Origin of the sequence: Mycobacterium sp. pV006 (assembly GCF_041287115.1) — a bacterium.
Lineage (GTDB): Bacteria > Actinomycetota > Actinomycetes > Mycobacteriales > Mycobacteriaceae > Mycobacterium.
The window spans coordinates 220,864-246,993 of sequence record NZ_JBGGKT010000007.1; the positions used below are offsets into that span (position 1 = coordinate 220,864).

Genomic DNA, 26,130 nt, shown 5'->3' on the forward strand with positions numbered 1-26,130 from the left:
CCACCGAAACGAGGAGACCTGACGTGAGAAAGCTCGTCGTGGCCGGCGGCGGAGTCGTCGCCGCGGGCGTCATCGCCCTGCTCGGCGCAGGTGGCGCGCTCGCGCAACCCGCAGACTCACATCCGCACAACGTGCTGGGCGAGCAGTACGGACGGGCGCTGGCCATCCTGAAGAGCCAGGGCGTCAAGGCCTATTTCGGCGGCTCCACCGGCAGCGTGCTGCCGCAGTCGGCATGCCTGGTCAGCCAGCAGAAGATCACCGGCAAGGGCCGCATGCAGCTCATGCTGGACTGCACCCAGGCCGCCGCCGACCAGATCAAGGCGATGGGTCCCACCGGCGGTCCGCGGGTGGGCGCCAACGGCGTCACCACGGTGACCCCGACCCCGATGGTCCCGATCCCCGGTGCCCCGGGGGCCGGCACTCCGGTCGCGCCCGGTCAGGCCGGCAACGTGGCGCCGATCATCGCCAACACCTCGCCCCGCCCCTGACGCAAGTATCGGGGACCGCCGTTCCCACATAACCGGCGTTTCGTCGTAGACTCGGCTCATGCTGCGACCTCGCCGTTTTGACCATGAGATCGACCCGGGCCCGGTGCAGATCCAGGCCCGGCAGGTGCACTTCGACGTCGCCGGGATCCCGTTGCACTGGATCCCCGGCCACCCTGTGGCGTCGCACATGGTCAGCATGCTCAACATCGTCCTGCCGGCCGGCGAGCGCTGGTTCGTGCGCACCTTCGACGAGGCGTTGCCCCACGTCGCGGACGCCAAGCTCGCCGACGACATCCGCGGTTTCATCGGCCAGGAGGCCACCCACGCCGACGTGCACGAGCAGGTGCTGCACGACTTCATGGAGGCCCACGGCGTCAACGCGGCGCCGATCCTCGCCCAGGTGGACCACATCTTCGGCGGACCGCTGTCGCCGCCGAAGACCGCGGATCCGCGCCGCCGCATGAACCACCTGCGGGAGCGGCTGTGGTTGATCGCGGCCATCGAGCACTACACCGCCGTGATGGGCGATTTCGCGCTCAACTGCGCGTGGGACGACCACGGGGCCGACCCGACGATGGTGGACCTGTTCCGCTGGCACGGCAGCGAGGAGGTGGAACACCGCAGCGTGGCCCACGATGTCGCGGTGTACTTCGACGACAGCTACCTCAGCCGGGTCCGGGCCATGAGCGTCGCGGCGACCATGTTGTTCGTGTTCTTCCAGCGGGCGACGTGGTACCTAGTCAAGAAGGACCCGAGCGTCGAAGCCAACTGGTGGACGTTCAACCGGATGCGGATGCGTGACTCGAAACTCGGGTTGCTGCCGCACTACCGGCACCTGTTCGGTACCAGCACCCTGTCGTACTTCCGTCGCGACTACTCACCGGCGGATCTGGGGTCGACGGCCCAGGCGGTGGCCTACCTGGCGTCCTCCCCCGCGGCCCGGGCCGCGCATCTGTGACGCAGCAGCAACGCCGGACACGCAGCGTCCTGGTGCGGGTGGCCGGTGCCGCGCTGTCGACGATGCTGACGACCGCGTCGGCGCTGCGGCGGCCGCCCGATCTTCCGGGCGGGCAACCCGGCGTCCTGGATCTGACCGTGACCCGGCGGCGGGTCGTGGCCCGCGACCAGGACGTGGTCGAGTTGACCTTGGCGGGCACCGACGCGCTGCCGCGGTGGTTCCCGGGCTCCCATCTGGACATCCACCTGCCCAGCGGCCGGATCCGCCAGTACTCGCTGTGCGGCGATCCGGACGACACCGGCGCCTACCGGATCGCGGTGCGCCGCATCCCCGCCGGGGGCGGCGGGTCGGTCGAGGTCCACGACCTGCCGGTCGGTGCCGTCGTCCGGTCGCACGGCCCGCGCAACGCGTTCCCGATGACGGTGCCGGGGTTCGGTTCGCCGACCCGGCGGCTGCGGTTCATCGCCGGTGGCATCGGGATCACACCGATCCTGCCCATGCTGGGCTGGGCGCAGCGGTGTGGGGTGGACTGGTCGATGATCTACACCGGGCGCTCGGCGGACAGCCTGCCGTTCGTCGACGAGGTGACCGCGTTCGGCGACCCCGTCACGGTGCGCACCGACGATCACCACGGCGTGCCGGATGCCGCCGACCTGCTCGGCGACTGCCCGGCCGGCACCGCGGTCTACGCGTGCGGTCCCGCGCCGATGCTCACCGCCGTGCGCGCCGCGCTGGCCGGTCGCGACGACGTGGAACTGCACTTCGAACGCTTCGCCGCACCGCCGGTCGTCGACGGGCATCCGTTCGACGTCACCGTCGCCTCCACCGGACGCACGGTCGCCGTGGCCGCCGACGAGACGTTGTTGGCGGCGCTGCGCAGATCCGATGTCACAGCACCGTATTCGTGTCAGCAGGGCTTCTGCGGGACGTGTCGCACCCGGGTGCTGGCCGGAGACGTCGAGCACCGCGACACGCTGCTGTCGGACCCCGAGCGGGCCGCCGGTCAGATGCTGACCTGTGTGTCGCGTGCGGCACCCGGGTCGACGCTGACCCTGGACCTCTGAGTCAGTCCGAAAGCGCGGCTTCCAGTCGATCCAGCAGCGGGCGCTGCCCTTTGAGCAACTTCACCCGCGCGGTCTCGACGTCACACCACGCCACCCGGTCGACCTCCGGGAACTCCACGAATTTGCCTGACCCCCTGGGCCATTCGAGGGTGAATGTGTTGCTGAACGTGCCGTCGAGGTCCAGGTCGGCGCGCACGGCGAACGCGGTGACGATCTTGCCGCCGGGCTGTCGCAGCGATCCGAGGTCGATCCGCGGTCCCGCCGGTGCGGGTTTACCGAGCTCCTCCTCGAACTCGCGCTGCGCGACCGCCCACGGATCGTCACCGTCGGTGTACTCCCCCTTCGGGATCGACCACGCCCCGTCGTCCTTCCGCGCCCAGAACGGCCCCCCGGGGTGCGCGATGAGCACCTCCAGCACGCCGTCGCTGTCGCGGTGGAGCAGCAGCCCGGCGCTGAGCTTCGCCACTCAGATCCCGGTCCAGGTCTCGTCGAGTTGCTGTGCGACGTCGATGACCTTGGCCTGTTGCGATTCGGGGCTGTCGATCTCGCCGGCGACGTGCATCGCGATGAACCGTTTGATCTCGGCGTCCACACCCCCGACGATGCGGACCACCTCGGCCCGCAGCGTCTTCGACGTGACGTGGATGGTGATGTCGGAGGGCCGCGGCTTCTCGACGTCGAGGATCAACAGCAGCGGCTCGGCGGCACGCGCGGTCGCCTTCAGCGCGATCTCGCCGAACACCATGAACTTCGGTTTGTCGATGCGAAGATCCACCACCATGTCGATCTCCAACGGGATGCGGATCTCGAAGGTGATCAGTTCCCCGAGGTTGCGGCTGACCCGCGGCTGCTGGATGCGCACCTTGGCCGTCACCTTCGCCAGTTTCCCCGGCCCCTGGGCGATCGGGCCCATCTCGAAAGCGTCGCCCGCGATCTGGCCGATCGCGCTGCCGACCCGGTCTTCGTTGACGGCGACCTCGAAGAACCGGCGGCCGAATTCCTCGTAGGACACGAAGTGCGCAGAGTTGTCCATGGTGTGCTCAGCTTTGCACGGCGGCCCCGCCGATCGCGACAACGCGGCCGTCGCGCAGCGGCGAGTTCACGCGCTTTCGGTGAACCAGCACAGCCGCGACAACGCGGCCCGTTCCTGCCCCACGCGGCCGCGCACGTCGCCGAAAACCACACCGGCCACGCCGTCGCGGTCGACGCGGGCGGCGACCGACCGTCCCGAGCTGATCAGCTTGTCCCACCGGGCGCCCGACATCTCGGCGGCCAGTTCGGAGTTCGTGACCGTGCCGTCGTCGCCGCGCAGCAAGGTCGCCGACGCCGTGGTGCGACGCAGTCCGACCTCGTCGCCGCGACAGGCGGCGTCGAGGAAGTCGGCGAACAGCTTCCGGCCGGCGGAGCCGAGGGACATGAAGCCCCCGGCGAAACCCAGGCTGCCGACCAGGCCCTGGTTGCGCAGCATCGAGCGTCCCAATGCGACGCCGGCCGGAAGCGCGGCCACCCCTTTGCGGGCGAACTGACCGACCATGGCGGGCAGCTCCCAGTACGCCGACAGCGCCGCGATCCGCAGCGTCTGATCCACCTCTCGCAGGTCGTAGCGGATGAAGGTGGGCACCTCCAGCGTCAGCGTCGACGACATCACGATCTCCAGCGTCAGGTCGCGTACCACCGTGGTGCCGCAGACGATGTCGGCGTGCGGGCGGAAGTCCACGGTGCGCGGCCCGATGAACGTGTCGTAGAAGCGGGCGATCGCGCTGTGCCCGTGATGCGGGCTGGTGCCCACCGGATCCTCGACCCGGCCGTCGTCGGCGAACAGCCCGATCCAGCCGGCGCGGTCGTGGGCATTGGCGGCGGCCAGTGACCGCTGCGCCGCGGTCAGGACGTCGTCGCGGGTGAACGCCATATCGTTGCCTACCATCTGCGACGTTCGGCAGTCGACTCCCCGGGCGGAGACGGGCACACTGGAAACATCCGCACCAGCTCACCAGGAGGAAGCTATGAGCAGTGGCAACGGACCGTTCGGGTTCGACCCCGAGGATTTCGACCGCGTCGTGCGGGAGGCCGGTGAGGGGCTGCGCGAGGTCCTCGACGGTGTCGGCAGGTTCATGGCGACCCCGACCGAGCGGTCCGGCTGGTCGGCGCTGTTCGACGAGTTCACCCGCCCGTCCACGCGTCGCGCCGAGCCGCCGACCACCGGCGACACCGGCGACGGGGTGTGGGCCATCTACACCATCGACGACGACGGCGGCGCGCAGATCGAGCAGGTCTACCCCACCGAGCTGGATGCGTTGCGGGCCAACAAGGACAACACCGATCCCCGCCGGCGGGTGCGCTTCCTGCCCTACGGCATCGCCGTCAGCGTGCTCGACTCGCCCACCGCCGAGCAGGCCGACGGGGCGTGACGCGTCAGCGCACCACGATGCGCAGATGCTCCCAACCGCGCACCGTCGAGGTCGGCGCCAGACGCGCGGTGTCGTAGTCGACGTCCCACTCCGGCCAGCGGTTGAGCAGTTCGTCGAGGGCGACCCGGCCCTCCAGACGCGCGAGGTTGGCGCCGAGGCAGTAATGCAGTCCCTTGCCGAACGTGACATGGCTGATGTTGTCGCGGTGGATGTCGAAGGTGTCCGGGCGGTCGTAGCGGCGCTCGTCGCGGTTGGCCGCGCCGAACAACAACAGCATCGCGCTGCCGGCCGGCACCGTCTGCCCGTAGGCCTCGAAGTCGCGCGCCATCCAGCGCGCCACGTGCGGACCGGTCGGTTCGAACCGCAGCGTCTCGTCGACGGCGCGTGACAGCAGCGACCGGTCCTCGACGATCTCGCGTCGCTGGTCGGGATGCTCGGCGAGCACCTTGGCCAGCCAGCCGATCAAGCGGCCGGTGGTCTCGTTGCCCGCACCCGCGACCACCTGGGTGTAGTGCAGCACCTCTTTGCGGGTGAGCTTGCGGTGCACGCCGTCCTCGTCGGTGAACTCGACGTTGAGCAGAGCCGTCATCAAATCGTCAGAAGGGTTGGCGGCCCGCCATTCCACGTAGTCGGCGTAGATACGGCCGTCGGCGATCCGGTCGGGATCGGCGACCTTCATCGGCGCGCCGGGCTTGGTGCGCAGGTTCGCGTCGTTGGCGTCGCGCACCGAGACCTGCTCCGATTCCGGGATGCCCAGCAGCATGCCGATGACGCGCATGGGCATCATCGCGGCCAGCTCGGCGATGACGTCGAAGCTCTCCGCCCCGACCAGCGGGTCCAGACAGTTGATGCAGTACTGGCGGATCTGGTCTTCGATCTCGGCCATCCGGCGCGGCGTGAACACCCGGGACATCAGGCCCCGCAACAGCGTGTGGGTGGGCGGGTCCTCGAACATCATCACGCCCTTGGGCATGTCGAAATCGGATTTCACCAGCTCGAGGATGTCGCTGCGGCTATTGGAGAAGGTGTTCCAGTCCAGCAGCGCCTTCTCCACGTCGGCGTGACGGGACAACGCCCAGAAGTCGTGGCGCTCGTTGTAATACAGTGGCGCTTCGTCGCGTAGCCGCGCGTAGGTGGGGTACGGATCGGCGACGATTCCGACGTCGTAGGGGTCGTAGTAGACCGTCGTCTGCACAATCCTCCTCTACAGTGGTCTGGGCGGTCGCACAGCATCGGGTTTGCTATGTCTAGCAGCGCCGTTCTGGCGCGGTCAAGGGATTCGGTGTGACGTGGATCACTTCTCGGGCGCGTGAGTCGGCAACGCCACAACGACTTGAGCCGATCGGCCGTCGAGTGAGAAGTTATACCGGCTAAGTTACGATCAACCGAACATTCGACACACGAAATCAGAGGTGGCCGCGGGGCATGTGCCGGGATCTGACGTCATGATCACCGTCTTGAAGAAGGCATGGCTTCCGCTACTCATCGTGGTGGTCGTCGTCATCGCCGGTTTGACGGTCTCACGCATCCGGACCTTCTTCGGTTCCGAAGGCATCATCGAGACGCCGCGCAACTTCGCCGATCTCCCAGAACCGTTCGACCCCAAGGTGGTTCGGTACGAGGTCTCCGGAAACGGGTCGTACGCCGACGTCAACTACCTCGATCTGGAAGCCAAGCCGCAGCGCATCGACGCCGTGGCGCTCCCGTGGTCGCTGACGTTGAGCACCACCGAGCCGTCGGCCGCGCCCAACCTCGTCGCCCAGGGCGACGGGTCGACGATCACCTGCCGCGTCTACGTCGATGACGAGCTCAAGGACGAGAGGACGAGCAACGGCGTGAACGCCCAGACCTTCTGCTTCGTGAAGAACGCATGAGCACGCATCTCAGCGATCCGCCGACCGACAAATTCCCGCCGGGCCGGCCCCTGCACCGGCCGGCGATCCCCCGCTTCATCCGCACGTTCGCGGTCCCGATCATCCTGATCTGGATCGCCATCGTGGCGTTCCTCAACGTCAGCGTGCCGCAACTGGAGGCGGTCGGCGAGGCGCGCGCGGTCTCGATGAGCCCCGACGACGCGCCGTCGCTGATCTCGATGAAGAAGGTCGGCGAGCTGTTCGAGGAGGGTGACTCCGACAGCTCGGTGATGATCATCTTCGAGGGCGACGAACCGCTCGGCGACGAGGCCCACGCGTGGTACGACATGCTCGTCGAACGCCTCGAGGCCGACACCAAGCACGTGCAGTCGGTGCAGGACTTCTGGAGTGATCCACTCACCGCCGCCGGATCGCAGAGCAACGACGGCAAGTCTGCCTACGTCCAGGTCAAGCTCGCCGGTAACCAGGGTGAGTCACTGGCCAACGAGTCCGTCAAGACGGTCCAGGAGATCGTCAAGAGCCTGGAACCGCCGCCCGGTGTGCGGGCGTTCGTGACCGGACCGGCGGCGCTGGCCGCCGATCAGCACATCGCCAGCGACCGCAGTATGCGGCTGATCGAGGCAGCCACCTTCACGGTCATCATCGTGATGCTGCTGTTGGTGTACCGCTCGATCATCACCGTGCTGCTGACCCTGGTGATGGTGGTGCTGTCGCTGCTGACCGCGCGCGGTGTGGTGGCGTTTCTGGGCTGGCACGAGATCATCGGGCTCTCCCTGTTCGCGACCAACCTGTTGGTGACGCTGGCGATCGCCGCCGCGACGGACTACGCGATCTTCCTGATAGGCAGATATCAGGAAGCACGCACCATGGGCGAGGACAAGGAGTCCGCGTTCTACACGATGTTCCACGGCACCGCGCACGTGGTGCTGGGGTCGGGCCTGACGATCGCGGGCGCCACCTACTGTCTGAGCTTCACCCGATTGCCCTACTTCCAGACCCTGGGCGTGCCGTTGGCCATCGGCATGTTCGTGGTCGTGATGGGCGGCGTGGTGCTGATGGTCGCCATGATCAGCGTGGCGACACGGTTCGGGAACCTGCTGGAACCCAAGCGCGCCATGCGGATCCGCGGATGGCGCAAGGTGGGTGCGGCCGTGGTCCGCTGGCCCGGACCGATCCTGGTGGCCACGGTGGCGCTGTCGCTCGTCGGGCTGCTGACCCTGCCCGGTTACGAGACCAACTACAACGACCGCAAGTACCTGCCGGCGGATCTGCCGGCCAACGTGGGCTACGCGGTCGCCGACGAACATTTCGACCAGGCGCGGATGAACCCCGAGTTGTTGATGGTCGAGAGTGACCACGACCTGCGGAACTCGGCGGACTTCCTCGTGATCGACAAGATCGCCAAGGCGCTGTTCCGGGTCGAGGGAATCGCGCGCGTCCAGGCGATCACCCGTCCCGACGGCAAGCCGATCAAGCACACCTCGATCCCGTTCCAGATGAGCATGCAGAGCACCACTCAGCGGCTCAACGAGAAGTACATGCAGGACCGGATGGCCGACATGCTGGTCCAGGCCGACGAGATGGCCGACACCATCAAGACGATGGAGAAGATGTCGAGCCTGACCACCCAGATGTCGGAGATCACCCACAGCATGGTGACGAAGATGGAGGGGATGGTCGTCAACATCGAAGACCTGCGCGACAGCATCGCCAACTTCGACGACTTCTTCCGCCCCATCCGCAGCTACTTCTACTGGGAGCCGCACTGCTACAACATCCCGGTCTGCTGGGCGCTGCGGTCGGTGTTCGACACCCTCGACGGCATCAACGTGATGACCGACGACATCAAGGCGATCCTGCCCGACATGAAGCGGCTGGACATGTTGATGCCGCAGATGGTCGCGCTGATGCCCGAGATGATCGAGACCATGAAGACCATGCGCACGATGATGCTGACGATGTATCAGTCGCAGAAGGGCATGCAGGACCAGATGGCGGCGATGTCGGAGGACGCCGACGCCATGGGTGAGGCGTTCGACAACTCGATGAACGACGACTCGTTCTATCTGCCCCCGGAGATCTTCGACAACAAGGACTTCCAGCGCGGGCTCGAGCAGTTCCTCTCCCCTGACGGCCACGCGGTCCGCTTCATCATCGCCCACGAGGGCGACCCGCTGACCCAGGAAGGTGTCGACCGGATCGACGCGATCAAGACCGCCGCCAAGGAGGCGATCAAGGGCACTCCGCTGGAGGGGTCCAAGGTCTATCTGGGCGGTTCGGCGTCGGTCTTCAAGGACATGCAGGACGGCAACAACTACGACCTGCTGATCGCCGGCATATCGGCGATGGCGCTGATCTTCATCATCATGCTGCTGATCACCCGCGCGATCGTCGCGGCCGCGGTGATCGTCGGCACGGTGGTGGTGTCGCTGGGCGCGTCGTTCGGTCTGTCGGTGCTGTTCTGGCAACACATCCTGGGCCAACCGCTGCACTGGATGGTGTTGGCCATGGCGGTGATCATCCTGTTGGCCGTGGGCGCGGACTACAACCTGCTGTTGGTCTCCCGCCTCAAAGAGGAGATACACGCCGGTATCGGCACCGGGATCATCCGCGCGATGGGTGGCAGTGGCTCGGTGGTGACGGCCGCGGGACTGGTGTTCGCGTTTACCATGATGTCGATGGCGGTCAGCGAGTTGACCGTGATCGGGCAGGTCGGCACCACCATCGGTCTGGGCCTGCTGTTCGACACCCTGGTCATCCGGGCGTTCATGACGCCGTCGATCGCGGCCCTGTTGGGTCCGTGGTTCTGGTGGCCCCAGCGGGTGCGCACCCGACCGGTGCCCGCCCCGTGGCCGAGACCCGGTGGGCTGCAATCGGATCCGTCGGAAGGAGTAAGGGCATGAGGCGCACACTGATCGGTGCTGCGACGGTGGCGATGGGATTGGTGTTCAGCGCCCCGACGGCGGGGTTGATGTTCGCCGCCCCCGCGGCGGCCGACCCGGACACCGCGTTCACCAACGAGCTCAACACCTACGGGATCTACGGGCAGAAGGACTACAACGCCTGGATCGGCAAGATCACGTGCAAGCGGATCGCCACCGGCGTGGACGCCGACGCGTTCGAGGCGGCCGAGTTCGTGCACAACCAGCTGGAGAACGGCAGCTCCACCGAGCAGGCGTGGAAGTTCCTCGCGGCCGGTCTGCGGACCTACTGCCCCGACAAGCTCCCGGTGCTCGACCAGGCGCGCCAGTAGCTCGAGCCTTCGACGGACCCCGGGTCGCCCAGCGGCCCGGGGTTCATTGCGTTCCGTCAGCGGTCAGAGCGCGCCGGCACGCCGGTAAGCCCCACCGGTAACAGAAATCCACGTTCTGCAGGGCTCTACTCGAACGTTGGCTGCAGAACGTGGATTCGTGTGACAGCAGTTACCGGGCGACCGGCCAGTCCCACACCGACATGTCGCCGCGCGGGTAGTTCATGCAGACATCGGTGGCGTGGGCGACCACACCCTTGTTGTGGAAGAACAGCTTGGCCCAGTTGCCCCAGCGCGTGGCGACCTGCTCGTAGAACACATTGGTCGCGGTGTTCTCCGAATACTGCCGGCGGGCAACGGGATCCAGCGAGAAGAACCAGTGGATGCGGTCGAACGCGGCCTGCTGCACATCGGCCGGGCGGTTGCTGCGGTCGATCATGTAGCGCTCGAAGTACACCGGGCTGGTGTCGCGCGCCGCGGCCATGTACTGCTCGACGTCGCAGGTGGTATGGATCATGCGGCGCGGAATCGGGAAGTCGTCGGTGGAGTCGGCCATCGCCGGACCGGCCAGGGTGAGGCTGACCGCGGTGGCGCCGAGGATCCCCAGACCCGCGCGTGCGACACGACTGATCAGTCCGGTCATCGTTTCTCCTGCTTCGTTGGTGCGGTCGACCTGAAAGATTGTATAGCCCAGCTAGGCACGTGCGTCAGCCGCCGCCGGTGACGGGGTTCGACGTCAACGAGATCCAGGCGCCGTTGATCCATACGCCCCAACGGCCACCCCAGGCAGAATTCCACACCACCGGTTGTCCGTTCCAGACCTCGGCCGGCTTCGGCGGCGCCCACGCCGGAGGCGGCTCACCGACGGCGGGCGCCGGAGGTGGCGGGGGCTGCGCCCCCGCGGTTGCGCCGGTGCCGAACAGCAGCGCCGCCGCGAGTCCACCCGCGACGGCGGCGGCGGACAGCACGGTCTTGGTCGAGGTCATCAGATCACCTTCGGTCGGTATCGCGTCAGGTTGATTAGCATAGTTAACCACCAATGGTCCCGTCGAAACGGGGTTCCTGGTCCCGGATGGCGCCGCGGCCCCGGTTCACCGCCATTTCCGCGCTCGCACATGACATTCTGAGTGCCGCCTGTAATGCCACACCCGAGGAGCGCCGATGGCGGCACCGTCCCCCGTCCTGGTCGACGACGACACCCATCCGCCGCGGCGGGCGTGGGCGGCGGTGTCGGTCCTCGCCGTCGTCGGCACCCTCAATTACGCCGACCGCTTCCTGCCCGCGGTGCTGGCCGAGCCCATCCGCCAGGACCTGGACCTGTCGGACACCGCGCTGGGCATCATCAACGGGTTCGGCTTCCTGGCCGTCTACGCCCTCGTCGGTATCCCGATCGCGCGGATCTCCGACCGCGGCGCCTACGGCCTGGTGGTGTCGGGCTGCCTGTCGCTGTGGGGGGTGATGACGATGCTCGGCGGGCTGGTGCAGTCCGGCTTCCAGCTGGCGTTGACGCGGGTGGGCGTCGCGATCGGCGAGGCCGGGTCCACTCCCGCCGCGCACGCCTACGTCGCCCGCAACTTCCCTCCGGAGCGACGCGCCGCCCCGCTGGCGGTGATCACGCTGGCCATCCCCCTGGCCAGTGCCGCCAGCCTGATCGGCGGCGGTCTGCTGGCCCAGGCCCTGGGATGGCGCACCGCGTTCGTCATCATGGGCGCTCTCAGCGTCGCGGTCGTGCCGGTGGTGCTGGCCGTGGTGGGGCGCCGGCAGACGCCGCGGGCCCAAACCTCGGTCGCGCAACCGGTCTCGGCCGCCTGGTGGACGATTCTGCGTAAACCCAGCTATCTCGCGATCGTGTCGGGAGCCGCGTGCATCTCGGTGGCCGGCTACGCACTGACCACCTTCGCACCGGCCTTCCTGATGCGGGCGCGGGGCATGTCGCTGGGCGACGTCGGCTTGTACTACGGGCTGGCCAGCGGCGTGACCGGAATCCTGGGCCTGCTGGTGGTGGGACGCGTCGCCGACCGGCTCAGTGCCCGCGACCCGCGCTGGCTGCTGTGGTTGGTCGCGCTGATGACCGCGGTGCTGCTGCCGTTCTCGACGCTGGGGCTGCTGGTCGGCAACACCGCCGCCGCGGTGACCTTCATCGCGTTGAGCTACGTGGTCGGCACCGCGTACATGGCGCCTTCGATCGCCGCCATCCAGCGGCTGGTACCGCCCGAGCAGCGCGCCACCGCCTCGGCGGTGTTCCTGTTCTTCAGCGCGATCCTGGGTTCGGTCGGCCCGCTGGCCACCGGGATGATCAGCGACGCGCTGCGCGACGGGCTGGGCGACATGTCGCTGGGCCGGGCGCTGCTGTGCGTGGTGCCGGTGATGCATCTGGCCGCGGTCGGCTGCTACCTGCTGGCGAGCCGCCGCTTCCTCGGCGAGATCGTCGACACCGGGACGCCTCAGAGCCCGAACTGATCGTCGATGAGGCCCAGCCACACCTGCGCGGCGTCGATCGCGACCTTCTCGCTGATGAACGCGTGCTGGGTGCCGGTGTAGAGGTCCCGGAACGCGCGCTCGAGCCGGCTGCCCTCCCGGATGGCGGTGGTCCCGGCCGCCAGGTGGGCCCACTCGGCGCATGCCCGCGCGGTGTCGGTCGCGAACACCGCCGCCACCCGCATGTCCGCGCGCATCGTCGGTGTCAGCTCCGCGCCCGCACCGACGGCGGCTTCGGCGCTGCCGAACGCGTCGAGCACCAACAGCCGGGCGGCCCGCCACGCCGCGACGTGATGGGCCAGCCCCTTCTGGAACGTCGGGCGGGACGCCAGTGCGGCCATGTCGCTCATCCGGTATTTCGTCGCGGCGAGCTCGGCGACGTCGTCGAGCATGCTCTTGGCCACGCCCAGCGCCCACGCGGCGTGGCCGGCCGCGGTCACCGGCATCATGCCCATGCGGGTGGCGGGTGAACTCCCCCGGTACGGCTCGCGGGTGAACAGCGCGAACGTGCGCCGATGCGGGACGAAGACGTCCTCGATCGCATAGTCGTAGGACCCGGTGCCCTTCAGACCCTGCACATGCCAGCCGTCGTCGAACCGCACCTGCGCGCGGGGCACCACCGCGACCTGCATGTCAGGCACGCCCTCGCCGACCCAGCGCATCTGCCCGTCGTCCATCGGAAAGAAGCCTGCCGCAACGTATTCGGCGTGACCGGTGCCCGAACCGAAGTTCCATGCGCCGGTGAGCCGGTATCCGCCCTCGACGGCGATGCCCTGCCCGTTCGGGAAGAACTGGCCACCCATGGTGACCCGGTTGCCGTGGGCGGTGAAGACCTCGGCGAACCCGTCGTCGGGCAGGTAGCAGGCCGCGGCGAACGACGACGGCAGGTTGGCGATCCCGATCCACCCGAAAGAGCCGTCCTGCCAGGACATCTCGATCCAGGTCTCGATCATCTGCGCGAAGGACGGCTCGACGCCCCCGGCCGGGGCCGGGTTGAACGCGGTCATCAGGCCGCCCGACCACATCGCCTCGACCACGGCCGGGGTCAACGTCCTGTTGCGCTCACACTCGGCGGCCTCGGCGGCCACGAGTTCGCGCATCTGACGGGCGGATTCGACGGGGTCAGGGACCGGGTCGGCCACCTGCGGTGCGGCGCTCACCCCTGCACGGTAAGCGTTTCAGGGCAGCGCAGTGAACAAGTTGGACAGATCTGTCATCACCGGAGCCGACATCGACGGCAGGTCGCCGTCGGGCACGGTCGGCGACGGACCGGCCAGAGCCGTCGAGGTGCCGCCCAGGTGCTGTTCGGCGGCCACCGGCGGCGTGTGCACCGGTGCGGGTGTGTACGCCGTGACGCGCCGCGCAGGAATGCTGGGCGTGACCACCTTGCGTGTCACGGTGGACACGTGGGGGGCGGGTACGCTCACCCACCCCGAGACGGTTGTCGGGGCCGGCCCGGTGGTCGCGGCCCTGGCGTCCTGCGGCACCGAACCGGTGGTCAGGAACAGCACCGACAGCACGGCGGCGGCGGCGGTTCCCGCCAGGGTCGCCAGCAGTCCGCGGCGCCGGCGCGCCGGATGCGGCACCTCCGTGGCCGCGACGTCGCGGCCGGACGCGCACAGCGCGGCCCCTGCCGCGGCCTGCAGTCGCGGTGCGAACGGTCCGGCTTCGCGTGCCGCCACAGCCTGCGGTACCGCTTCGGCGTCCTCGAATCGCGCTGAGCGCAAGGCGGTCACGACGTCCCCGGTGGCGCCGGTGACGCGCACCGCCGTGATCTGCACGCCGGCGGCGGCGGCCAGGCAGGCGGCGCTGCGCGCCGCAGCGACCACGTCGTCGGCACCGTCGCGCGCCGAGCGGACGTCGTGGTCGAGTGCGGCCCGTTCGGATTCGTCGACGAGCACCCACACCACCTCGTCGGAGGTCAGGGAAAGCCCCAGCACCACGCCCACGGCAGATCCTTCCGTCGTCCGAACCGGTGTCGAGCGCTGTATCGGCACACCGGGACGGGTCGTTACAGAGCGCGCCGTCCGGTCAATCCGTAGTGTGCTGCTCACACTGTCGAACGGAGACGTATGCCATGAGTACCGACCGTCGCACCGAACATAAGGCCCGCGGCTTCGAAGCGCATCGCGAGTCGGATGCCTACCTACAGAAGCGACAACTCAAGACCGGCAGTGCCGGATGGGTGTTGCTGGCGGCGCTCGGTGTCGGCTACGTCATCTCCGGTGACTACTCCGGGTGGAACTTCGGGTTGGCCGAGGGCGGTTTCGGCGGGCTGGCCATCGCGGCGGTCGTCATCGCCTGCATGTACCTGGCGCTGGTGCTCGGCATGGCCGAACTGTCCTCGGCGTTGCCGGCCGCCGGCGGCGGCTACACCTTCGCCCGCCGTGCGCTCGGGCCATGGGGTGGGTTCGCCACCGGCACGGCGATCCTGATCGAGTACGCCATCGCCCCCGCCGCGATCGCCACGTTCATCGGCGCGTACGTGGAATCGTTGGGGCTCTTCGGAATCACCGACGGCTGGTGGGTGTATCTGGCCGCCTACACGATCTTCATCGGCATCCATCTGGCCGGTGTCGGTGAGGCGCTCAAGGTGATGTTCGTGATCACCGCGATCGCGTTGGTCGGTCTGGTGATCTTCGCGCTGGCGGCGGTCGGGCAGTTCGACGCGGCCAACCTCACCGATATCCCCGTCACCGACGCGGCGGGTGCGTCGTCGCTGCTGCCGTTCGGTGTCCTGGGTGTGTGGGCGGCGCTGCCGTTCGCGATCTGGTTCTTCCTCGCCGTCGAGGGGGTTCCGCTGGCCGCCGAGGAGGCCGCCGACCCGAAGCGCAACGTCCCCCGCGGCATCATCGCCGCGATGGCCGTGTTGCTGGTCACCTGCGTGACCGTGCTGGTGCTGACCACCGGCGCCGGCGGCGCCGCCGCGATGTCGGAGTCGGGCAATCCGCTCGTCGAAGCGCTCGGTGATGGTGTCTGGGCCAAGGTGGTCAACTACATCGGGTTGGCCGGGCTGATCGCGAGTTTCTTCTCGATCATCTACGCGTATTCGCGGCAGTTGTTCGCGCTGTCGCGGGCCGGTTATCTGCCGACGGCGCTGTCGGTGACCAACCGGCGCAAGGCGCCCACCCTGGCGTTGATCATCCCCGGCCTCATCGGATTCGCGTTGTCGTTGACCGGGCAGGGCGACCTCCTGCTGAACATGGCGGTGTTCGGTGCGGCACTGAGCTACGTGCTGATGATGATCAGCCACATCGTGCTGCGCGTGCGCGAACCGGACATGCCGCGGCCCTACCGCACCCCGGGCGGGATCGCGACCACCGGGTTCGCCCTGGTGATCGCGGTGCTGGCGGTCATCGCCACGTTCCTGGTCAACCCGATCGCGGCGGGTATGTGTCTGGCCGTGTTCGCGGCGTTCATGCTGTATTTCGCCCTCTACAGCCGCCACCACCTGGTGGCCAATTCGCCCGACGAGGAGTTCGCCGCGCTGGCCGCCGCCGAGGAGGATCTGCGACGCGGCTAGGCGGTGGTGTTGGCCAGCGCCTCGATGCGGTCGCGGGCCTGCTGCGCAAGTGACGCGGTGTCGAAGCCCGGAACCGGTCCGCACGTGGTGATCTCGATGGCCGCGTTGTGCGCGGCGACCAACGCGTTGTCGCAGTTCCAGTCGATCGCTCGCAGCGACCACAGCAGGCTGTCCTTCGGCGGCTCCCCCGGCGTGGCGGCCGCGGTGAACTCGTAGGTGCGGCCGCGCATCGTGGTGACCGCGAGCGGGGTGTCGGCGCAGTCGGCGAGAGTGGCGCGGGCCGCGGCGAGCGTGGCGGCCGCGTCGAAGTCGAACCGGAACACCGCGACCATCTCTTCGACGTAGGTCGCGCCGTCGGGGGTGATCCAGTGGCCGCCGTCGGTGGCCATCGGAGCGTGGTCGTGCAGGAACGGTGGCTCGACTTCGCGTGCCAGCCCGCTGCAGCGCTGGGGTTCGACGGTGGTGAACAGGTTGCCGTCGCCGTCTTCGACGTTGGGACCCAACAGATCTGGGGCCTGCAACGTGGAGATGGGTGCGGCCAGGGCTTCGGGACGCGCCGACGGACTGTCCACGGTGCGTGTGCAACCGCACAGCAGCGCGACCGAGCCGACCGCAGCGATCACCGCGATCGGCCGCAGCCGCGCCGTCACGATCACCGGCCGAAGCCCGCGTCCCGCAGTGCCTGGGCCATCGCACCGCCGGGGCGGCTGGTCTCGCGGCTGCGACTCTGACTGCCCCGCTTGCCTTGTCGCTGCGATCCGGGCCGTTGCTGTTGTTTGGGTCGTGGTGCAGGGCGGGCGGTCTCGTCGTTCAGTCGCAGGCTCAGCCCGATCCGTTGGCGCTCGACGTCGACGTCGACGACTTTGACCCGCACCACCTGGCCCGACCGCACGACCTCGTGCGGATCGGAGACGAAGCGGTCGGCCATCGCCGACACGTGCACGAGCCCGTCCTGGTGCACCCCGACGTCGACGAACGCGCCGAACGCGGCGACGTTGGTGACCACACCTTCGAGCACCATGCCGACCTTCAGATCGGACAGTTTCTCGACTCCGGCGGCGAAGGTCGCGGTGGTGAACGCCGGTCGCGGGTCCCGGCCGGGCTTCTCGAGTTCGGCCAGGATGTCGGTGACGGTGGGGATGCCGAACCGCTCGTCGGCGAATTCACCGGGCTTCAGGCCGCGCAGCAGTCGCTGGTTTCCGATGATCTCGCCCAGCGTGACCCCGGCGCGGTCCAGGATTCGCCGCACCACCGGATAGGACTCCGGATGCACGCCGGACCCGTCGAGCGGATCCTCCCCGTCGCGGATCCGCAGGAATCCCGCGCACTGCTCGAAAGCCTTGGGGCCCAGGCGTGGAACGTCGAGCAGCGCGCGGCGGCTGGTGAACCGGCCGGTCCTGTCCCGATGGGCCACGATGGCCTCGGCGAGGGATTCGCTGATCCCCGACACCCGGGCCAGCAGCGGCACCGACGCGGTGTTGAGGTCGACGCCGACGGCGTTGACGGCGTCCTCGACGACGGCGCCCAGGCTGCGCGTCAGCAGGGTCGGCGCGACGTCGTGCTGGTACTGGCCGACGCCGATCGATTTCGGCTCGATCTTGACCAGCTCGGCCAGCGGGTCCTGCAGCCGGCGCGCGATGGAGACCGCGCCGCGCAGGGTGACGTCCAGATCGGGCAGTTCGTGCGCGGCGTACGCCGAGGCCGAGTACACCGACGCTCCCGCCTCGCTGACCATCGCCTTGGTCGGCGCCGCACCTCCGGCGGCGCGGATGTCGGCGATCAGTTCGGCGGCCAGCGCGTCGGTCTCGCGCGACGCGGTGCCGTTGCCGACGGCGATCAACTCGACCCCGTGGCGGGCCACCAGCGCGGCCAGCACCGCCTTGGCGGCGTCCCACTGCTTCTGCGGCTGGTGCGGATGGACCGTGGCGGTGTCGACCACCTTGCCGGTCTGATCGACGACGGCCACCTTCACCCCGGTGCGGAAGCCGGGATCCAGACCCAGGGTGGTGCGGTTGCCTGCCGGGGGTGCCAGCAGCAGGTCTTTGAGGTTGCGGGCGAAGACCGACACGGCGTCCTGTTCGGCGCGCATCTTGAGTCGGACCCGCGCGTCCACCGATGCCGACACCGACAGCCGGGTGCGCCAGGCGAACCCGACGGTGGCGGCCAGCCACGGGGTGGCCGGCGCGTGCGCGCTCAGGTCGATCCCGAGCGCCTCGGCGGTCATCGCCTGGTAGCGGCTGTCGTCGCCGGGATCGATGGTCACCGACAGCGCCTGTTCCTTCTCGCCGCGCAGCACCGCCAGCACCCGGTGTGAGGGCATGGCCGACAACGGCTCGGAGAAGTCGAAGTAGTCGCGGAACTTCTGCGCCGCAGGCGTGCTCTCGATGGCGTCGCTTGCCGGGCGTGCCCGGACCGACCCCTGCTCCCAGAGCCGCTCGCGGAGTGCCCCGACCAGCTCGGCGTCCTCGGCGGCGCGTTCGACGAGGATGTGCCGGGCACCGTCGAGGGCAGCCGCGACGTCGGCGACCTCGTCGTTGACGAAGGCCGCCGCGGCATCCTCGGGAGTCAGCGTCGGGTCGGCGAGCAACTGGTCGGCCAGCGGTTCGAGGCCGGCTTCCCTGGCGATCTGGGCCTTGGTCCGACGTTTGGGTTTGTAGGGCAGGTAGATGTCCTCGACGCGGGCCTTGGTGTCGGCTGCGGCCAGGGCGGCTGCGAGCTCGTCGGTGAGCTTGCCCTGCTCGTCGATGGAGGCCAGCACCGCGTTGCGACGGTCGTCGAGTTCGCGCAGATAGGTCAGCCGCTCCTCGAGCAGCCGCAGCTGGGAATCGTCGAGACTGCCGGTGACCTCCTTGCGGTACCGCGCGATGAACGGCACGGTGGCGCCTTCGTCGAGCAGTCGCACCGCCGCTGCGATCTGCCGTTCGGCGACGTCCAGTTCTGCAGCGAGACGGGCGTTTACGCTCTTCACGACCAATGTTGCCGGTACCACCGTGGTGCTCGAATTCACGCGCAGGACCCTACCGAATCGAACCGACAACCCCGGCGACGGACACGGCGTGAGCCGCGCCCGCACGTTTACCGATACGAGGTCGGGGTACGGACGGGGGGCCCCGAAAACCGCGACACCGTCTCTGGAGGCCCCATGCCCGCCGCTCGTCGACCCAAGCAGTCCGCACCCGCCGCCGTGAGCGCCACCGGTGCGGGGAAAGACGCGGCGTCACAGGAGGATCCGCGCAGCCAGCAGGGTCGCTATCTGACTACCGCCCAGGGGGTGCGCATCCCCGACACCGACCATTCGCTGAAGGCGGGTGTCCGCGGTCCGACGTTGATGGAGGACTTCCATCTCCGGGAGAAGATCACCCACTTCGATCACGAACGGATCCCCGAGCGGGTCGTCCATGCCCGCGGCGCGGCCGCGCACGGCGTGTTCGAGGCCTACGGCAACGCCGCCAAGTTCACCAAGGCCGCGTTCCTGGCCACCAAGGGCAAGCAGACCGAGGTGTTCTGCCGGTTCTCCACGGTCCTGGGATCGCGCGGCTCGGCGGACACGGTGCGCGACACCCGCGGCTTCGCGGTGAAGTTCTACACCGACGAGGGCAACTTCGATCTGGTCGGCAACAACATCCCGGTCTTCTTCATCCAGGACGGCATCAAGTTCCCCGACGTGGTTCATGCCGCCAAACCGCATCCCGACGTCGAGATCCCCCAGGCCCAGTCCGCGCACGACACGTTCTGGGACTTCGTCTCGCTGCACACCGAGGCCACCCACCACGTCATGTGGAACATGAGCGATCGCGGCATCCCCCGGTCCTACCGGACCATGGAGGGATTCGGGGTGCACACCTTCCGGTTGGTCAACGCCAAGGGACAGACCAGCCTGGTGAAGTTCCACTGGAAGCCGGTGGCCGGCGTGCACTCGCAGGTCTGGGAGGAGGCCCAGATCGCCGCCGGCTGCGACCCGGACTTCCACCGGCGCGACATGGCCGACGGCATCGAGTCGGGCGCGCCGCTGGAGTACGAACTGGGCGTGCAGGTCATGCCCGACGACGGCACCGAATCCTACGACGGCATCGACCTGCTCGATCCGACCAAGATCGTGCCCGAGGAACTGGTGCCGGTGCAGTTGATCGGCAAGCTGACCCTCGACCGCAACCCCACGAACTACTTCGCCGAGACCGAGCAGGTCGCATTCCACACCGGGAACCTGGTCCCCGGCATCGAGGTCACCAACGACCCGCTGATGCAGGTCCGCCTGTTCTCCTATCTCGACACCCAGTTGCTGCGCCTGGGCGGACCGAACTTCACGCAGTTGCCGATCAACCGACCCCACTGCCCCGTCAACGACATGTTCCGCGACGGCATGCATCAGACCGCCGTGCACGCCGGACAGGCTCCGTACCGGCCCAACAGCATCGACGGCGGCGAGCCGTTCGTCGCCGACGAGGACGAGGGCGCCTACGTCCCGACGCCGCGCCCGGTCCAGGGTGACGTGCAGCGCGGCAAGCCCGCGTCGTTCGACGACCACTTCACCCAGCCGGCGATGTTCTACCGGTCGCTGTCGGAGGTGGAGAAAGCCCACCTCGTCGAGGCGTTCACCTTCGAACTGGGCAAATGCTACGAACAGGGCATCAAAGAGCGGCAACTGCAGGTGCTCGCCAACGTCGACACCGACCTGTGCGAGAAGGTCGCCGCAGGTCTGGGGCTACCGGCGCCCAAGGGCAACCCACCGGCCGACGTGCCCGTCTCCCCCGCGCTGTCTCAGGTGGTCAGCACGCCGGGGCCGGTGGCCGGTCGCAAGGTGGCCGTCGTCGCCGACAACGGCGCCGACCTGGCCGGGATCGGCAAGCTCGCCAAGGCGCTCGACAAGCTCGGCGCCAAGGCCATGGTGCTGGCGCCGGTCGGTGGGCAGTTGAAGTCCGGGCGGCGCACCGTCACGGTGGATCGCACCTTCACCACGGCTCGCTCCATCGAGTTCGACGCGGTCGTGATCGCCGACGGTGCGCTCGGAGACCAGGTCGACGTGAAGCTCGCGGTGCTGCTGCACGAGATGTACCGCCACTGCAAGCCGATCGGCGCCTGGGGTGACGGGCGCAAGGTCCTCGAGCGCGTCGACGTCCCGGTCGACGGCCCCGGGGTGCTGACCGCCGGGGACGCCTCGTCGTCGTTCAGCGCCGAACTGGTCGCTGCGCTGGGGCTGCACCGGGTGTGGGACCGCACCGACGAGGTGGTGGCATCCAACGTGCCGCCGGTCCGGACCCCGGCGGGTCGCCGCAAACGCAAGTAGTCGTTCAGGCGACCTGCGCGCGGGGCCGGTCGAGCATGCCGTCGCGCAGTCGCTGCAGTGACTGCGCGAGCAGCCTGGACACGTGCATCTGGGAGATCCCCATGCGCTGTGCGATCTCCGACTGGGTCAGCGATTCGAAGAAGCGCATGATCACGATGCGGTACTCGCGTTCGGGCAGCGACTGCAGTTGCACTCGCAGCGCGTCGCGGTCCTCCACGAAATCCATGTCGGGATCGCAGCTTCCGAGCCGGTCGACCAGCGCGGGTGCGGCGTCGTCCTCGCGGGGGGACCTTTCGTCGATGGATTTCGCCTTGAAACCTGCTGCTGCGGTGAGTGTTTCGACCACGTCGGCGCGGTCGACGTCCAGCGCCCTGGCCAGTTCACCGGCGGTGGGCGCGCGGCCGAGTTGATGGGTCAGTTCGTTGGTCAGCGGACCGAGCGACGGATAGAGGTCCTTGAGCCGGCGCGGCACGTTGACCGACCAGCTGAAGTCGCGGAAGTATCGCTTCACCTCGCCGAGCATGGTGGGGATGGCAAAGGACAGGAACTCGGTGCCGGCGCAGGGGTCGAATCGGTTGACGGCGTTGACGAGGCCGACACGGGCCACCTGGACCAGGTCGTCGCGGGCTTCGCCACGTCTGTCGTAGCGTCGCGCGATGCGTTCGGCCAGCGGTAGGCACTCCTCGATGATGCGGTTGCGCAGGCGTGTCCGTTCGGCGGAACCCGCCGGGAGGGCGTGCAACCGCACGAACGCGGTCCGCAACCATGCCAGATCGGGATCGTTGGTGCCGGTCTGACCTTTGGCGAGATCCATGGCGGCCTCCTGACCCGCCCGCCGAGGGGCGGACGACGGTGAAGCGGGTACCTGATTCGCAGCGAAGCGGCATCGGTGTTGTACTGCTCGCGCCCAGGGGATGGAAACCCTTGTCCCTCCAGTATGTCCGGTCAGTTGTCTGGCGCTCGCCAGAAGCGAAACTCTTCGTAAAACGAACTTCGTGGCACCGTTTTTTCGTTCTTCGGCTGTGGTCATCGCCGCGCAGCAGGGTAATCGGCGTGTGTGCCGACCTCCACGACCTCCGCCGCCGATTTCCTGCCCCCGACGCTGGAGATCGCCGACCTGGCGGCCGCGGCGCAGGCGTGCCGGGGCTGCGCGCTGTACGAGAACGCCACGCAGGCGGTGTTCGGTTCCGGTTCCTCGAGCGCGCGGATGATGTTCGTCGGCGAACAGCCCGGTGACAGTGAGGACCGCGCGGGCGCGCCTTTCGTGGGTCCTGCGGGTCGACTGCTGGACAAAGCGCTCGGTGATGCCGATGTGCAGCGCGCGCCGATCTATGTGACCAACGCGGTCAAGCATTTCAAATTCGTTCCGGCCGAACGCGGAACGCGGCGCATCCACAAGACGCCGAGCCGCACCGAGGTCGTCGCGTGTCGCCCCTGGCTGTTCGCGGAGTTGACGGCGGTGGACCCGGAGGTGGTCGTCCTGCTCGGCGCGACCGCGGCCAAGTCGCTGTTGGGTAGCTCGTTCAAGCTGACGGCACACCGCGGCGAGGTGTTGCGGCTGCCGCTCGAGGACCGCCCCGGCGACGTCGATCCGCAGGTGGTGGCCACCATCCACCCGTCGGCGGTGCTGCGCGGGCCCGGCGACGCGCGTCAGGAGGCGTATGCCTCGCTGGTCGAGGATCTGCGCATGGCCGCTGCACTACTGAAGGGGTGAGCCACGTTTCACCCGGATGCCTGCGGGCACACCGTGACCAGACCGCAGCGCCTCACCCCGAAAAGGAGTGGTCATGCAACCTACCCGCTTCCGTCCTCTCGTCGACGCCGAGGGACCCTTCGTCTCGGTGTATGTCGACGACTCGCACAACACCGCCGACGCACAGAAGCAGGCCGAATTGCGCCTGCGCGCAGTGGTCGACGAGTTGAGCGCGCAGGGTGCGGACGAATCGCTCATCGACGTGGTGGAGCAGAGCCTGTCGGACAGCCCGCAGACCGTCGGTCGGGGCGGCAAAGCCGTCGTGGCCACCCGGGACGGCGTGCAGCTCGTCGAACGTCTGATCCGCGCGCCGGAGAGTCCCACGGTGCGGGTGTCGGGGCTTCCCTACCTGGTGCCGCTGGTGATCCACGGGGTCGACGACCCGCCGTTCCTGACGGTGGTCGTCGACCATGCCGGTGTGGATGTCGCGGTGCACCGCAACGGCACGGCGGTCCACACCACCGTCGAGGGTGACGCTTACCCGGTGCACAAGGCCGCGGGAGCGGAGGACGCGGGCTACGGCGACCCGCAGCGAGCCGCCGAAGGCGCGCGGATGAAGAACATCCAGGAAGCCGCCGAGGCGGTCACCAGGACTTTCGACGACGAGCGGCCCCAACTGGTCTTCGTTGTCGGCGAGGTCCGTTCGCGCGCCGACCTGCTCGCTCAACTTCCCGACCGGGTCACCGAGTCGGTCGTGGAGATCAACGCCGGTGCGCGCGGCAGCGTCGACGACGAGGCCCTCGGGCACGACATCGACACTCATCTGCGTCTGCGCCGGGTCGATGTGATGGACGAGGCCGCCCGACGGTTCCAGGCCGAATCACAGCGTGAGTCCGGTCTGGCGACCGAGGGTCTGGACGGGGTGTGTGCCGCCTTGCGCGAGGGGGCGGTCGAGACGCTGCTGATCGGCGATCTGGGGGACGCCACCGTTCTGGTCGGGGACACGCCGCTGGTCGTCGCCCCCACTGCCGAGGTGATGTCCGAACTCGGCGAGGGACAGAGCCGCACCGTGCGGGCGGACGAGGCGTTGCCGTTGGCCGCGGTCGGCGTGGACGCATCCCTGGTCGCCGTCGACGAACGCGTCGCGCCTCGCGACGGGGTGGCGGCGATCCTGCGCTATGCCCCACGACAGTCCGCGTGACCCCGGACCGGTCAGCTGATGACCTCCATCAACAGCATCGCACCGTTGACCGACCCGTCGGGTTCCCGAAATGCCGTGCACAGCAACCGGATCCGCGTCGATCGGCCCCGCCGGTTGATCGCCTCGATGGTCGCCTCGTCGGTCATCTCCGCGTCGACGAACACGCGGCCGATCAGCGGCTTGACCGCCTCTGCGGGTAACCCGATGTCCAGGCTCGGTAGCGGAGAGCCGATGACCTCCTCGGAGCGCAACCCCCAGAGTTCTTCGCATCCACGGTTCCACACCACGACGCGCATCTGACGGTCCACCACCATCATTCCCAACCCTATCGAGTTGGTCATCGAGTGCATGAACGCGGTGGCTTCGTCGAGTTCGAGGCTGCGCTCGCGCAGGGCGTCGTTGATGGTGTGCAGTTCGTCGTTGGTGGACTGCAACTCCTCGTTCATGGTCTCGAGTTCTTCGTTGGTCGACTGCAGTTCCTCGTTGGTGGTTTCGAGTTCTTCGACCGTCGACTGCAGTTCCTCGTTCGTCGTCTCGAGTTCTTCGTTGGTCGACTGCAGTTCCTCGTACGCTGTTTCGAGTTGCCGGTTGGTGTCGACGACCTTGTCGATCAGCGCACGCGTGGAGGTCACGTCGAAGAACACGACCGAGGTGCCGAGCAGGTTGTTGTCGTCATCCACCAGCGGGTGGACGTGCACCTCGAACCACACCCGGGTCGAAGCCGGGTCGTTGCCACTGCACGTCCTGGATGCGCGCCGACCGCCGCTCGACCCGGGCCTGTTCGAGATAACTCCGGCGTTCCAGCGGCCGGTAGGACACGTCGAGATCGCGTAGCAGCCGCCCGATGTCGCGGGCGGAGAGGCCGAACGTGGCTTCGGCCTGCTCGTTGATCAGTGCCACCGTGTCCTCGCCGGTGACGACGATCTGTGCCACCGGGCTGGCGCGGAACGCGAGGTCCCGAATGGAGTTCATGCCGGAGACTTCGCCGTGCCGTTCGGCCGAGACGGTCGGCAGGACCCGTTCGGGGGTTTCGAGGGCGCTACCGACTTTGCGGAAGATGCGGTACTTCAAGTCGATCGGGGTGAAGCGATCGGTGTGGCTCAGCAGCATCTCGGCGTGACCCAGGAACAGGACCCCGCGCGGCGCCAGCGCAAAATGGAGCCGGCTGACCACGTTGCGTTGGGTCTCGGCGTTCAGGTACATCAGCGTGTTGCGGCACACCAACAGGTCCACCCGGGAGATCGGTGCGTCCTTGACCAGGTCGTTGCGGCCGAAGATGACGGCCCGGCGCAGATCCTTGCGGAAGACGTACCTGCCGTTGACCAGACTGAAGTACCGCTCCAGGAGCGGCGGCGGCACCAATTCGACGGCCTTGGCGTCGTAGGAGGCCATGCGCGCCTCGCTGAGGGCGTCCTCGTCGACGTCGGTGGCGTAGATCTTGACCCGCTGACGGAACTCCTCCGGGCCGAGTGCGTCGGCGAGGATCATGGCCAAGGTGTAGGGCTCCTGGCCGGAGGCGCAGCCGGCGCTCCACACGCGGATCGGGTCGGTCGGGCTGCGCTCGGCCACCAGCGTGGGCACCACTTCGTCCCGGATGTGATCCCAGGCCTCGGGGTCCCGGAAGAAGCTGGTGACGTTGATCAGGATCGTGTTGAACAGCGTCGAGAACTCGTCGGCGGAGGCCTGCAACGTATCGAGATATTCCTCGAAGGTCGTGTGCCCGCACTGGTCCATGCGGTAGCGCACCCGCCGCATCAGAGAGGCGCGCTTGTACCCGGTGAAGTCGAAACCGCGGGCATCGCGGACGTACCGCAGGAGCGACTCGAAGGCTTGCGCCTCTTTGTCGGGGTTCTCTTTCACGCCATCATCCATCCGCCAAGAGTGCCAGAGCACCCCGAACCTACTCGCC

23 protein-coding genes and 1 pseudogene are annotated in these 26,130 nt (G+C 68.3%); 12 read left to right on the top strand and 12 right to left on the bottom strand.

The window, feature by feature from the left end; genetic code table 11:
* Window positions 1-23 precede the first annotated feature (23 nt).
* The 3 genes from ACAG25_RS13470 (at window position 24) to ACAG25_RS13480 (ending at window position 2,510) form a co-directional block, all read left to right on the top strand.
* The gene (locus tag ACAG25_RS13470; protein WP_370488952.1) at window positions 24-488 is read left to right on the top strand and encodes a hypothetical protein; all 465 of its coding nucleotides are present in this window, start codon (window positions 24-26) and stop codon (window positions 486-488) included.
* 58 nt (window positions 489-546) lie between these two features.
* Complete coding sequence (locus tag ACAG25_RS13475) at window positions 547-1,446, top strand: metal-dependent hydrolase (protein ID WP_370488953.1); 900 nt, start codon at window positions 547-549, stop codon at window positions 1,444-1,446.
* A gap of 62 nt (window positions 1,447-1,508) precedes the next feature.
* Window positions 1,509-2,510 carry a 2Fe-2S iron-sulfur cluster-binding protein gene (locus ACAG25_RS13480; protein WP_370489010.1) on the top strand — a complete coding sequence of 334 codons (1,002 nt, stop codon included), beginning with the start codon at window positions 1,509-1,511 and terminating at the stop codon, window positions 2,508-2,510.
* A 1-nt stretch (window position 2,511) separates the two neighbouring features.
* Here the strand turns inward: ACAG25_RS13480 and ACAG25_RS13485 are convergent, their stop codons facing one another.
* The 3 genes from ACAG25_RS13485 to ACAG25_RS13495 all read right to left on the bottom strand — a co-directional run bounded on the left by ACAG25_RS13485 (window position 2,512) and on the right by ACAG25_RS13495 (window position 4,434).
* On the bottom strand, window positions 2,512-2,976 hold the full coding sequence (locus ACAG25_RS13485; RefSeq protein ID WP_370488954.1) for an NUDIX domain-containing protein: 465 nt from the start codon (window positions 2,974-2,976) through the stop codon (window positions 2,512-2,514).
* Window positions 2,977-3,543, bottom strand: coding sequence for a hypothetical protein (locus ACAG25_RS13490; protein WP_370488955.1), 567 nt, complete (start codon window positions 3,541-3,543; stop codon window positions 2,977-2,979).
* A gap of 66 nt (window positions 3,544-3,609) precedes the next feature.
* Window positions 3,610-4,434 (bottom strand): nuclear transport factor 2 family protein, encoded by an 825-nt coding sequence (locus ACAG25_RS13495; RefSeq protein WP_370488956.1) that lies wholly within the window; start codon window positions 4,432-4,434, stop codon window positions 3,610-3,612.
* A 79-nt stretch (window positions 4,435-4,513) separates the two neighbouring features.
* On the opposite strand from ACAG25_RS13495, the gene ACAG25_RS13500 reads away from it, so the two are divergent.
* The gene (locus tag ACAG25_RS13500; RefSeq protein WP_370488957.1) at window positions 4,514-4,918 is read left to right on the top strand and encodes a hypothetical protein; all 405 of its coding nucleotides are present in this window, start codon (window positions 4,514-4,516) and stop codon (window positions 4,916-4,918) included.
* A 4-nt stretch (window positions 4,919-4,922) separates the two neighbouring features.
* Here the strand turns inward: ACAG25_RS13500 and ACAG25_RS13505 are convergent, their stop codons facing one another.
* On the bottom strand, window positions 4,923-6,113 hold the full coding sequence (locus ACAG25_RS13505; RefSeq protein ID WP_370488958.1) for a cytochrome P450: 1,191 nt from the start codon (window positions 6,111-6,113) through the stop codon (window positions 4,923-4,925).
* Between the two features lie 250 nt (window positions 6,114-6,363).
* Here ACAG25_RS13505 and ACAG25_RS13510 point away from each other — a divergent pair, with 250 nt between their 5' ends.
* The 3 genes from ACAG25_RS13510 to ACAG25_RS13520 are packed head-to-tail and all read left to right on the top strand — an operon-like array spanning window position 6,364 to window position 10,045.
* The gene (locus ACAG25_RS13510; RefSeq protein WP_370488959.1) at window positions 6,364-6,792 is read left to right on the top strand and encodes an MmpS family transport accessory protein; all 429 of its coding nucleotides are present in this window, start codon (window positions 6,364-6,366) and stop codon (window positions 6,790-6,792) included.
* On the top strand, window positions 6,789-9,695 hold the full coding sequence (locus ACAG25_RS13515) for an RND family transporter (protein ID WP_370488960.1): 2,907 nt from the start codon (window positions 6,789-6,791) through the stop codon (window positions 9,693-9,695). The genes ACAG25_RS13510 and ACAG25_RS13515 overlap by 4 nt, the downstream gene beginning before the upstream one ends.
* Window positions 9,692-10,045, top strand: coding sequence for a DUF732 domain-containing protein (locus tag ACAG25_RS13520; RefSeq protein WP_370488961.1), 354 nt, complete (start codon window positions 9,692-9,694; stop codon window positions 10,043-10,045). The genes ACAG25_RS13515 and ACAG25_RS13520 overlap by 4 nt, the downstream gene beginning before the upstream one ends.
* A gap of 169 nt (window positions 10,046-10,214) precedes the next feature.
* On the opposite strand, the gene ACAG25_RS13525 is transcribed toward ACAG25_RS13520, so the two are convergent.
* Both ACAG25_RS13525 and ACAG25_RS13530 read right to left on the bottom strand, forming a co-directional pair.
* On the bottom strand, window positions 10,215-10,685 hold the full coding sequence (locus ACAG25_RS13525) for a DUF5078 domain-containing protein (RefSeq protein ID WP_370488962.1): 471 nt from the start codon (window positions 10,683-10,685) through the stop codon (window positions 10,215-10,217).
* A gap of 64 nt (window positions 10,686-10,749) precedes the next feature.
* Window positions 10,750-11,028, bottom strand: a complete 279-nt coding sequence (locus ACAG25_RS13530; protein WP_370488963.1) for a hypothetical protein — start codon at window positions 11,026-11,028, stop codon at window positions 10,750-10,752.
* 175 nt (window positions 11,029-11,203) lie between these two features.
* Here ACAG25_RS13530 and ACAG25_RS13535 point away from each other — a divergent pair, with 175 nt between their 5' ends.
* On the top strand, window positions 11,204-12,502 hold the full coding sequence (locus ACAG25_RS13535; protein WP_370488964.1) for a spinster family MFS transporter: 1,299 nt from the start codon (window positions 11,204-11,206) through the stop codon (window positions 12,500-12,502).
* On the opposite strand, the gene ACAG25_RS13540 is transcribed toward ACAG25_RS13535, so the two are convergent.
* Together ACAG25_RS13540 and ACAG25_RS13545 are read right to left on the bottom strand one after the other, a co-directional pair.
* Window positions 12,487-13,620 carry an acyl-CoA dehydrogenase family protein gene (locus ACAG25_RS13540; protein ID WP_370489011.1) on the bottom strand — a complete coding sequence of 378 codons (1,134 nt, stop codon included), beginning with the start codon at window positions 13,618-13,620 and terminating at the stop codon, window positions 12,487-12,489. The two genes, ACAG25_RS13535 and ACAG25_RS13540, sit on opposite strands and share 16 nt — an antisense overlap.
* 78 nt (window positions 13,621-13,698) lie before the next feature.
* Window positions 13,699-14,469: a hypothetical protein gene (locus tag ACAG25_RS13545; RefSeq protein ID WP_370488965.1), complete on the bottom strand. Its 771-nt coding sequence runs from the start codon at window positions 14,467-14,469 to the stop codon at window positions 13,699-13,701.
* A 128-nt stretch (window positions 14,470-14,597) separates the two neighbouring features.
* On the opposite strand from ACAG25_RS13545, the gene eat reads away from it, so the two are divergent.
* The gene (eat, locus tag ACAG25_RS13550) at window positions 14,598-16,043 is read left to right on the top strand and encodes an ethanolamine permease (protein WP_370488966.1); all 1,446 of its coding nucleotides are present in this window, start codon (window positions 14,598-14,600) and stop codon (window positions 16,041-16,043) included.
* Here eat and ACAG25_RS13555 read toward each other — a convergent pair.
* Window positions 16,040-16,699, bottom strand: a complete 660-nt coding sequence (locus ACAG25_RS13555; protein ID WP_370488967.1) for a sensor domain-containing protein — start codon at window positions 16,697-16,699, stop codon at window positions 16,040-16,042. The two genes, eat and ACAG25_RS13555, sit on opposite strands and share 4 nt — an antisense overlap.
* Window positions 16,696-19,050 carry a Tex family protein gene (locus ACAG25_RS13560; protein WP_370488968.1) on the bottom strand — a complete coding sequence of 785 codons (2,355 nt, stop codon included), beginning with the start codon at window positions 19,048-19,050 and terminating at the stop codon, window positions 16,696-16,698. The genes ACAG25_RS13555 and ACAG25_RS13560 overlap by 4 nt, the downstream gene beginning before the upstream one ends.
* 135 nt (window positions 19,051-19,185) lie before the next feature.
* On the opposite strand from ACAG25_RS13560, the gene ACAG25_RS13565 reads away from it, so the two are divergent.
* Entirely contained in the window at window positions 19,186-21,327 is a 2,142-nt protein-coding gene (locus ACAG25_RS13565; protein ID WP_370488969.1) for a catalase, read from the top strand.
* Window positions 21,328-21,331: 4 nt separating this feature from the next.
* Here the strand turns inward: ACAG25_RS13565 and ACAG25_RS13570 are convergent, their stop codons facing one another.
* Window positions 21,332-22,141: a SigB/SigF/SigG family RNA polymerase sigma factor gene (locus tag ACAG25_RS13570; protein WP_370488970.1), complete on the bottom strand. Its 810-nt coding sequence runs from the start codon at window positions 22,139-22,141 to the stop codon at window positions 21,332-21,334.
* 243 nt (window positions 22,142-22,384) lie between these two features.
* Here ACAG25_RS13570 and ACAG25_RS13575 point away from each other — a divergent pair, with 243 nt between their 5' ends.
* Together ACAG25_RS13575 and ACAG25_RS13580 are read left to right on the top strand one after the other, a co-directional pair.
* Window positions 22,385-23,041 carry a UdgX family uracil-DNA binding protein gene (locus ACAG25_RS13575; protein WP_370488971.1) on the top strand — a complete coding sequence of 219 codons (657 nt, stop codon included), beginning with the start codon at window positions 22,385-22,387 and terminating at the stop codon, window positions 23,039-23,041.
* 73 nt (window positions 23,042-23,114) lie between these two features.
* Complete coding sequence (locus tag ACAG25_RS13580) at window positions 23,115-24,221, top strand: hypothetical protein (RefSeq protein ID WP_370488972.1); 1,107 nt, start codon at window positions 23,115-23,117, stop codon at window positions 24,219-24,221.
* 11 nt (window positions 24,222-24,232) lie between these two features.
* On the opposite strand, the pseudogene ACAG25_RS13585 reads toward ACAG25_RS13580, so the two are convergent.
* Window positions 24,233-26,093: pseudogene (locus ACAG25_RS13585) on the bottom strand (CheR family methyltransferase).
* Window positions 26,094-26,130 lie beyond the last annotated feature (37 nt).

What these genes read in the sequence shown, in the direction of transcription:
- ACAG25_RS13540 (WP_370489011.1), bottom strand. Translation starts at nt 13,620, where the DNA reads ATGCGCGAACTCGTGGCCGCCGAGGCCGCCGAGTGTGAGCGCAACAGG.
- ACAG25_RS13515 (WP_370488960.1), top strand. Translation starts at nt 6,789, where the DNA reads ATGAGCACGCATCTCAGCGATCCGCCGACCGACAAATTCCCGCCGGGC.
- ACAG25_RS13580 (WP_370488972.1), top strand. Translation starts at nt 23,115, where the DNA reads ATGCAACCTACCCGCTTCCGTCCTCTCGTCGACGCCGAGGGACCCTTC.
- ACAG25_RS13525 (WP_370488962.1), bottom strand. Translation starts at nt 10,685, where the DNA reads ATGACCGGACTGATCAGTCGTGTCGCACGCGCGGGTCTGGGGATCCTC.
- ACAG25_RS13570 (WP_370488970.1), bottom strand. Translation starts at nt 22,141, where the DNA reads ATGGATCTCGCCAAAGGTCAGACCGGCACCAACGATCCCGATCTGGCA.
- ACAG25_RS13530 (WP_370488963.1), bottom strand. Translation starts at nt 11,028, where the DNA reads ATGACCTCGACCAAGACCGTGCTGTCCGCCGCCGCCGTCGCGGGTGGA.
- ACAG25_RS13480 (WP_370489010.1), top strand. Translation starts at nt 1,509, where the DNA reads ATGCTGACGACCGCGTCGGCGCTGCGGCGGCCGCCCGATCTTCCGGGC.
- ACAG25_RS13495 (WP_370488956.1), bottom strand. Translation starts at nt 4,434, where the DNA reads ATGGTAGGCAACGATATGGCGTTCACCCGCGACGACGTCCTGACCGCG.
- ACAG25_RS13520 (WP_370488961.1), top strand. Translation starts at nt 9,692, where the DNA reads ATGAGGCGCACACTGATCGGTGCTGCGACGGTGGCGATGGGATTGGTG.
- ACAG25_RS13565 (WP_370488969.1), top strand. Translation starts at nt 19,186, where the DNA reads ATGCCCGCCGCTCGTCGACCCAAGCAGTCCGCACCCGCCGCCGTGAGC.
- ACAG25_RS13475 (WP_370488953.1), top strand. Translation starts at nt 547, where the DNA reads ATGCTGCGACCTCGCCGTTTTGACCATGAGATCGACCCGGGCCCGGTG.
- ACAG25_RS13500 (WP_370488957.1), top strand. Translation starts at nt 4,514, where the DNA reads ATGAGCAGTGGCAACGGACCGTTCGGGTTCGACCCCGAGGATTTCGAC.
- ACAG25_RS13535 (WP_370488964.1), top strand. Translation starts at nt 11,204, where the DNA reads ATGGCGGCACCGTCCCCCGTCCTGGTCGACGACGACACCCATCCGCCG.
- ACAG25_RS13490 (WP_370488955.1), bottom strand. Translation starts at nt 3,543, where the DNA reads ATGGACAACTCTGCGCACTTCGTGTCCTACGAGGAATTCGGCCGCCGG.
- ACAG25_RS13510 (WP_370488959.1), top strand. Translation starts at nt 6,364, where the DNA reads ATGATCACCGTCTTGAAGAAGGCATGGCTTCCGCTACTCATCGTGGTG.
- eat (WP_370488966.1), top strand. Translation starts at nt 14,598, where the DNA reads ATGAGTACCGACCGTCGCACCGAACATAAGGCCCGCGGCTTCGAAGCG.